The 7,155-nt window shown below is 61.4% G+C and carries 7 protein-coding genes; 3 read left to right on the forward strand and 4 right to left on the reverse strand.

Annotation, left to right across the window (positions count from 1 at the left end; all coding sequences use genetic code 11):
- Positions 1 to 559, reverse strand: a 559-nt coding sequence (locus EN750_RS11485; protein WP_145967565.1) for a sugar phosphate isomerase/epimerase family protein, incomplete at its 3' end; no start/stop codon positions are given.
- A gap of 399 nt (positions 560 to 958) precedes the next feature.
- On the opposite strand from EN750_RS11485, the gene EN750_RS11490 reads away from it, so the two are divergent.
- The 3 genes from EN750_RS11490 to EN750_RS11500 all read left to right on the forward strand — a co-directional run bounded on the left by EN750_RS11490 (position 959) and on the right by EN750_RS11500 (position 4,245).
- The gene (locus EN750_RS11490; protein WP_127269536.1) at positions 959 to 2,014 is read left to right on the forward strand and encodes a sugar phosphate isomerase/epimerase; all 1,056 of its coding nucleotides are present in this window, start codon (positions 959 to 961) and stop codon (positions 2,012 to 2,014) included.
- A gap of 149 nt (positions 2,015 to 2,163) precedes the next feature.
- A complete protein-coding gene (locus EN750_RS11495) occupies positions 2,164 to 3,351 on the forward strand; it encodes a Gfo/Idh/MocA family oxidoreductase (protein WP_127269535.1) in 1,188 nt (395 codons plus the stop codon).
- A gap of 39 nt (positions 3,352 to 3,390) precedes the next feature.
- Positions 3,391 to 4,245: a sugar phosphate isomerase/epimerase gene (locus tag EN750_RS11500; RefSeq protein WP_127396499.1), complete on the forward strand. Its 855-nt coding sequence runs from the start codon at positions 3,391 to 3,393 to the stop codon at positions 4,243 to 4,245.
- A gap of 75 nt (positions 4,246 to 4,320) precedes the next feature.
- Here EN750_RS11500 and phnE (EN750_RS11505) read toward each other — a convergent pair whose 3' ends face one another.
- From phnE (EN750_RS11505) to EN750_RS11515, 3 genes are all read right to left on the reverse strand, one after another.
- Positions 4,321 to 5,871: a phosphonate ABC transporter, permease protein PhnE gene (phnE, locus tag EN750_RS11505; RefSeq protein WP_127396500.1), complete on the reverse strand. Its 1,551-nt coding sequence runs from the start codon at positions 5,869 to 5,871 to the stop codon at positions 4,321 to 4,323.
- 4 nt (positions 5,872 to 5,875) lie between these two features.
- Positions 5,876 to 6,850 (reverse strand): phosphonate ABC transporter, permease protein PhnE, encoded by a 975-nt coding sequence (phnE, locus tag EN750_RS11510; RefSeq protein ID WP_127271835.1) that lies wholly within the window; start codon positions 6,848 to 6,850, stop codon positions 5,876 to 5,878.
- Between the two features lie 74 nt (positions 6,851 to 6,924).
- Positions 6,925 to 7,155 (reverse strand): PhnD/SsuA/transferrin family substrate-binding protein (locus EN750_RS11515; RefSeq protein ID WP_145967567.1); only part of this gene is annotated, 231 nt, incomplete at its 5' end.

Below are 7,155 nucleotides of genomic sequence, written 5' to 3' on the forward strand. Positions count from 1 at the left end.
CGTCATGGACGTTAAATTCTTCCATGTGGATGTGGTAAGCGTCTAGGCACACGCCGCATTCGGGGCTGACCGCGTCAGCCAGCGCCAGTGCCTGGGCGCCGCGATTGAACAGATAGGTCTCGAAGCGGTTGAGGGGTTCGACAGCGATCTTGACGCCGACCTTCTTGGCGTGGGTGAAGCATTCACGGGTGGCGTCGACGACCCACTTCCATTCCTCTTCCTCGGTCCCGTCAGGCACGACCTTGCCGACGGTGGCCGGAACCAGCGTGATGATCTCGCCATCGAGTTCGCTGACCATGGTCAGCACGTCCTTGACATACTGAACGGAACGCTCGCGCTGGCCCTGGTTCCTGGCGGCAAGATTGCGCTCGCCCAGCATCAGGGTCACCGCGCCCCAGCAGCGAATACCATGCTCCTTCAGCAGCGCCCGGGTCTCCTTGGTCTTGTACTGCTCGGGCTCGCCGGAAATCTCGATCGACTCATAGCCGAATTTCTTGATGCGCTTGAGCGTCGTCTCCAAGGGTTCCGCGCGCATCCAGTTGTGCGTCGAAAGATGCATGGTCTGTCCTTCCCAAATCGTCTCTATGGTTCGCCTGCGACATGCATCGCCAAAAGGCGACACAAAGGTTCCTCCCCAAGGCGTTCCCAGCCTTTTTTCGCAAACTGGTTCGACCAATTGGGCCTGAAGCGAGGTCTACAGCAAATTCTCCAGATCGGCAAGAAGCGCTGGGGTGCAACTCTCTCAATGGATTATTTCCTTGATTATATTGAGATATATAGGCCTGCAACAATTGATTTTGGGGTCTTGATGGCGCATTGCGCGGCTTGACCAAATTTCCACATTTGGTAATACCAGAATGGCGGTGCGTGCAAGCACCCGTTGAGAAAAGACCAAAGTGGCTGGCCCTGCTTCCAATCGGCGCTATGCTCGGTCGAGAGAGAAATGAGGGAGGATGCGATGCCGACGACAATGAAGGGCCCTGGGCTGTTTCTGGCGCAGTTCGCGGGCGACGCCGCGCCGTTCAACTCACTGGCGTCGATCACCAAATGGGCGGCCGGTCTCGGCTACAGGGGCGTGCAGATCCCGACCTGGGACGCGCGGCTGTTCGACCTCAAGAAGGCGGCTTCTTCCAAGGCCTATTGCGATGAGGTGAAGGGCATCTGCGCTGACGCCGGCGTCGAGATCACCGAACTGTCGACGCATCTGCAGGGGCAGTTGGTCGCGGTTCATCCAGCCTATGACGCGCAGATGGATGGCTTTGCGCCGCCGTCGGTGCACAACAATCCCGCAGCCCGGCAGGAGTGGGCTGTCGAGCAGATGAAGTTCGGCGCTAAAGCATCGCGCAATCTGGGCCTGAATGCTTCAGTGTCGTTTACCGGCTCGCTGGCTTTCCCTTACCTCTATCCGTTCCCGCAGCGACCGGCTGGACTCATTGAGGAAGCGTTTGGCGAGCTCGGCAAACGCTGGAAGCCGATCCTCGACGTCTACGAGGACAACGGCGTCGATGTCGGCTATGAGATTCACCCCTCTGAAGACGTGTTCGACGGCGCCACCTTCGAGATGTTCCTCGACGCGGTCGGGGGCCACAAGCGCTGCAACATCAATTACGATCCGTCGCACTTCCTGCTGCAGCAGCTCGACTATCTAGAATTCATCGACATCTATCACGAGCGCATCAAGGCGTTTCACGTCAAGGACGCCGAGTTCAACCCGACCGGCCGGCAAGGCGTCTATTCCGGCTACCAGAGCTGGACCAACCGCGCCGGGCGCTTCCGTTCGCTGGGCGATGGACAGGTGGATTTCGGCGGCATCTTTTCCAAGCTGACGCAGTACAATTATGATTCCTGGGCGGTGCTGGAGTGGGAATGCTGCCTGAAGCATCCGGAGGATGGCGCGGCCGAAGGCGCGCCTTTCATCGAGCACCACATCATCCGGGTGACCGAAAAGGCATTCGACGACTTCGCCGCCGGCACCACCGACAAGAAGATGCTGCGCGCCATGATGGGCATCTAGCGCGGTTTCCCCTCCCCCTCGAGGGGAGGGTGGCCCGAAGGGCCGGGAGGGGTCGGTTCATGCCGAGCTCTGCCTCAACGACCCCACCCGATCCGCTGCGCGGATCGACCTCCCTCAAGGGGGAGGTGAGCAACAGCGAGGAGCAAGATATGGTCGGCGCATCGAAGTCGGAAACGGGAGGCGGCCCGATCCGCTACGGCATGGTCGGCGGCGGGCAAGGCGCGTTCATCGGCGCGGTGCACCGGATCGCGGCGCGGCTGGACAATGATTTCGTGCTGGTTGCCGGTGCTTTGTCAGCCGACCCGGCCCGTGCCAAGGCCTCGGCCGCCGAACTGGGGCTCGACCCCGCACGCAGCTATGCATCCTATGCCGAGATGGCCAAGGCCGAGGCGAAGCGCCCCGACGGCATCGAGGCAGTGGCCATCGTCACGCCCAACAATGTCCATGTGCCGGCGGCAAAAGCTTTCCTCGAGGCCGGCATCCACGTCATCTGCGACAAGCCGCTGGCGACGACCCTGGCCGAGGCGAAAAAGCTTGCGGCGATAGTCGAGAAGACCGGCAAGGTGTTCGTGCTGACGCACAACTACACCGCCTATCCGATGATCCGGCAAGCACGCGAAATGGTCGCCAAGGGTGTTCTCGGCGACATCCGCATCGTGCAGTCCGAATATCCGCAGGACTGGCTGACCGAGGATTTGGCCGCGACAGGCCAGAAGCAGGCGGCGTGGCGCTCCGACCCCAAGCAGGCAGGCGCCGGCGGCGCGCTGGGCGATATCGGTACGCATGCCTACAACCTCGCCCGCTTCGTCTCGGGGCTGGAACTGGACTCCCTGTCGGCCGATCTCGACGCCTTCGTGCCGGGCCGGCTTCTCGATGACAACGTCAACGTCATGCTGCGCTTCAAGCCTATCGGCAAGACGCATCCGGCCAAGGGCATGATCTGGGCAAGCCAGGTGGCGCCCGGCCACGAGAACGGGCTGAAGCTGCGCATCTATGGCTCCAAGGGTGGGCTGGAATGGGTGCAGGCCGACCCGAACTATCTCTGGTACACGCCGTTCGGCCAGCCGAAGCAATTGATCACCCGCAACGGCGCCGGCGCGCTGCCGGTGGCGGGCCGTGTCAGCCGCGTGCCGTCGGGCCATCCGGAGGGCTATCTCGAAGGTTTCGCCAACATCTACCAGGAGGCCGCGCGGGCGATCCGGGCAGCGCGCCGCAAGGGTGGCAAGCCGCCCAAGGATGTCGTCTTCCCGACCATCCAGGACGGCGTAGAAGGCATGGCCTTCATCGAGGCCTGCGTGAAGTCGTCGAAGAAGAATGGGGCGTGGACGAAGCTCTGAAATAGAGGCGGTCCGGGGGATTCAAGGGGAGGGGCGTCGATGAAAATCGGCATGTGCATGTTCTTGTGGACGACGGCCGTGTCGAAGAAACACGAGCCGCTGTTGCGCGATATCAAGGCGACGGGCTTCGATGGCGTCGAGATACCGATCTTCGCCGGCGCGCCGGACGACTACAAAAAACTCGGCGATCTGCTCGACCGCATCGGACTGGAACGGACCTCTGTTTCGGCCATGGGCGATCCGGCGATGAATTTGATCTCGGCCGACGCGGCGACGCGCAAGGCCGGGGTCGACTACATGAAATGGGCGATCGACTGCGCGCAGGCACTTGGCGCCAGCACGCTGAGCGGCCCGCTGCATTCGACGCTCGGGTCGTTTTCCGGCTCCGGACCGACCTCTGCCGAGAAAAAGCGCTCCGTCGCCTCGCAACGCGCGATCGGCGACCATGCCGGCAACAAGGGCGTCACCATCGGCCTCGAGGCGCTCAACCGCTTCGAATGCTATCTCCTCAACACGATGGCGGATCTGTCGGAGCATATCGACGCCATCGACCGGCCGCACATCAAGGCGATGTACGATACTTTCCACGCCAATATCGAGGAGGCCGACCCGATCGGCGCCTACACGAAACATCGCAGGAATGTCGTGCATATCCATATTTCGGAGAATGATCGCGGCGTGCCGGGGCGCGGCAACATTCCCTGGACAGAAACATTCTCAGCCATCCGCAAGAGCGGCTATGACGACTGGCTGACGATCGAGGCGTTCGGCCGCTCGCTGAAGGACCTGGCGGCGGCAACGAAGGTGTGGCGCGATTTTTCCGAGACGCCGGAAGCGGTCTATCGGGAGGGGTATAGGCATATCAAGAGCGGGTGGAAGAGGGCCGGCGCCTGAGACGCGAGCCGAAGGTCGGCGAAGCAAAAACCGGTACCGCCTTTGCTTCGTCGACCTTCGCTTCAGGATCGTGGTCTAAGCCGCCGGCAGCAGGCGGGCGGAGGCGCCCCGCGCGCGCTCGTCGTTGCCGTTTCCGACGGTCCCCATCAGTTTGCGGCGGAGATAGTTGGAGATGTTGTCGAAGACAAAAACGACAATCAGGATCAACAGCACCATGTAGAAAACATTGGCCCAGTTGGTGCCGGTGCGCATGGCTTCCCATAATTTCAGACCGATGCCGCCGGCACCGACGGCGCCGATGATTGTCGCCGAGCGGGTGTTCGATTCCCAGAAATAGAGGGATTGGCTAAGGAACACTGGCAGAACCTGAGGCAGCACGCCGTAGCGTTGCACCATTGTTGGTGTGGCGCCCACCGAGCGGATGCCTTCGCGCTGCTTGTCGTCGATGTTTTCCAGCGCCTCGGAATAGAGCTTGCCCAGGGTTCCGGTATCGGTGAAGAAGATCGCCGACATGCCGGCCAGCGGCCCCGGACCAAAGCCGCGGGTGAAGAACAGCGCCCAGATCAGCATGTCGACAGACCGCAGGAAGTCGAAGAAGCGTTTTGTCGCCTGATTGGTCAACCAGTTCGGCGTGATGTTGCGCGCAGCCGGGAACGCGAGCGGAAAGGCGACGACCGACGCCAACACTGTGCCGACAAAAGCCATGACGATGGTTTGCAGAAGCTTCAGCCACACATCGCCGTGTTGCCACTCGGCATTGTGGAGGATGTTGTCCCAAGCAAGCGCTGCGTTTGACCTCGACGGATCGATGCGTTCCCCGGAGACGATCAATGAAGCGACCTCGCCAGACGATTTTCCCCAGAATGGCGAATTCGTGTCAAACACAAAATTCGCCCAACCAAAAAACCGCCTCCAGGCGATCACCTCGTCATTTTGCACTTCAGCGCGGCCCAAAAATCCGAACGAGACATAGGCTGTCGAACCTGGCTTGCGTTGCTCTATCCAGTCAGGCAGCGGTGTGCGCGGCGTGACAGACCTGTCCTTGGCAATGTCGAAGACGACGCTTTCGGCGCCGCGCGTCACCGTGACAACATTTGGCGCAATGGCGATCTGGCCGCTGCCAAGGACGACGGTCGCCGCTACCACGGCCTTTTCGCGCACCGTTTTGGGCGCGGCCGGAACTGGTTTGTCTGGCGAGGGGGCCGGATTCTCGGCCGTTGGCGCGCCAGCCGCCATGAACGAACCCTGCGACGACTTGTCGGTCGCGGTCGCCGGTGCCGGTGCGGCGTCGACCCGCCGCTCGACCTCGGCAATCTGCTTGATAACCCAGTCGGGATTTGGATTGGATCCCAGTTTGGAGAAACGAGAGTAGTCGATGGTCAGATAGCCGTCCTTGAATTCGATGTCCGGGCGGATTTCGTAAGACACCCAGTCGGCGAGATAAGCGCCGGCCAGGTTCCAGTTCGCCTTTCCGAGAACGATGCCGATCGAGAAGAACCACGAGCAGTAAAAGGTGTAGAGGATGCATAGAAGGATGCCGAACGGGGCGGCATAGCGCTTCCATAAAGGCCGCTGAAACGCATCGGGATAGCGAGCGGCGATGTCGTTGATGGCGTCGGCGTTCATTGCGTTACTCTCCGCGCCCGTATGCGAACGCCTGCCTGCCGACGAGACGTTGTCTCAGCCATGCCGAAAACTGGTCAACGGCGACAATCGTGCAGAACAGCAGAAACACGATGGCTATGGTCTTGGCCTCATGGCCCCGGCTGATCGAAAGACGCAGGGATTCGCCGATGCCGCCGGCGCCGACGGCACCGAGAATGGTCGAAGCGCGCACATTGATCTCGAAGCGGAGCAGGAAATAGCTCATGAAGTTGGGCAGAACCTGAGGCACCATGCCGAACCACACCCGTTCGACCCAGTTGGCGCCAACGGCCCGCAATCCTTCGTCAGGCTTCATGTCGGCGTTCTCGACCACTTCGTAGAACATTTTTCCGAGCGCGCCGACGGTGTGGATGCTGACCGCGAGGATCGCTGGAATGGGCCCAAGCGAGAAAATCGCCAGAAAAAAGCCGGCAATGACGATTTCCGGAAAGGCGCGGACAATTTCGAGGAAGCGGCGCGTGGTGAAGCGGAGCCAGCGGCTGGCCGTCACGTTGCTTGCAGCCAGGAAGCAGAGCAGGAAACCGAAGGTGGAGCCGACCAGGGTCGAAAACAGCGCAATGTTCAGGGTCTCGATCATCCGGTAGAAATACTCCGGAATGTAGATGCCTTGGGTCAGGTAGACCCGGCCTTCGGGATAGTCGAATTTGAGGCTGCCATCGTCATAGGGCGACGGCAGGTCGAACAGCGCGCGCACCGGGTCGAACCAGTCGCGCGGCTTCAATTCGACGAAAAAGTCGGCGATGTGGGGAAGGCGGTCGAAGAACTTTCCGGCGTTGGTCTCATTGGCGAACCAGAGCGAGCCCGAGAGCGCAAGCAACAGGAAAACCAGGCCTCCGATCGTGTAGAGGCGCCGGCGAGCGGCGAGGTCGCGCCAGTGCCGCTCGGCTAACGCTCCTTCCGTGGAGAGCGCAGGCGCGCGGTAAATTTCGGTCGCACTCATCGATGGTTCCCCAGCCCGTGACGCGGCAACGCCGCCGGCGGCACTTTGGCCCCGGCGGCGTCGTGCCTTTTGGCTTACGAGCCGATCTTCGCCTTACGAGCGTCGATGATCGCCTGATAGAATTCCGGGGTGACCGGCGAATAGCTCTTGAAGTCGCCGCCTTGCACCGCCGCGAAACAGGCCGGGTCGGTCTGCGGAAGCTTGGTCAGGAAATCGGTGATCTTCTGCTTGGTGTCGGCGTCGAGCGAGGTGCGTATGACCAGCGGGCCGTTCGGGATCAAGGGGGACTGCCACAACTCTACGAG

The organism is Mesorhizobium sp. M7A.F.Ca.ET.027.03.2.1, from assembly GCF_003999175.1.
Classification (GTDB): Bacteria; Pseudomonadota; Alphaproteobacteria; order Rhizobiales; family Rhizobiaceae; genus Mesorhizobium.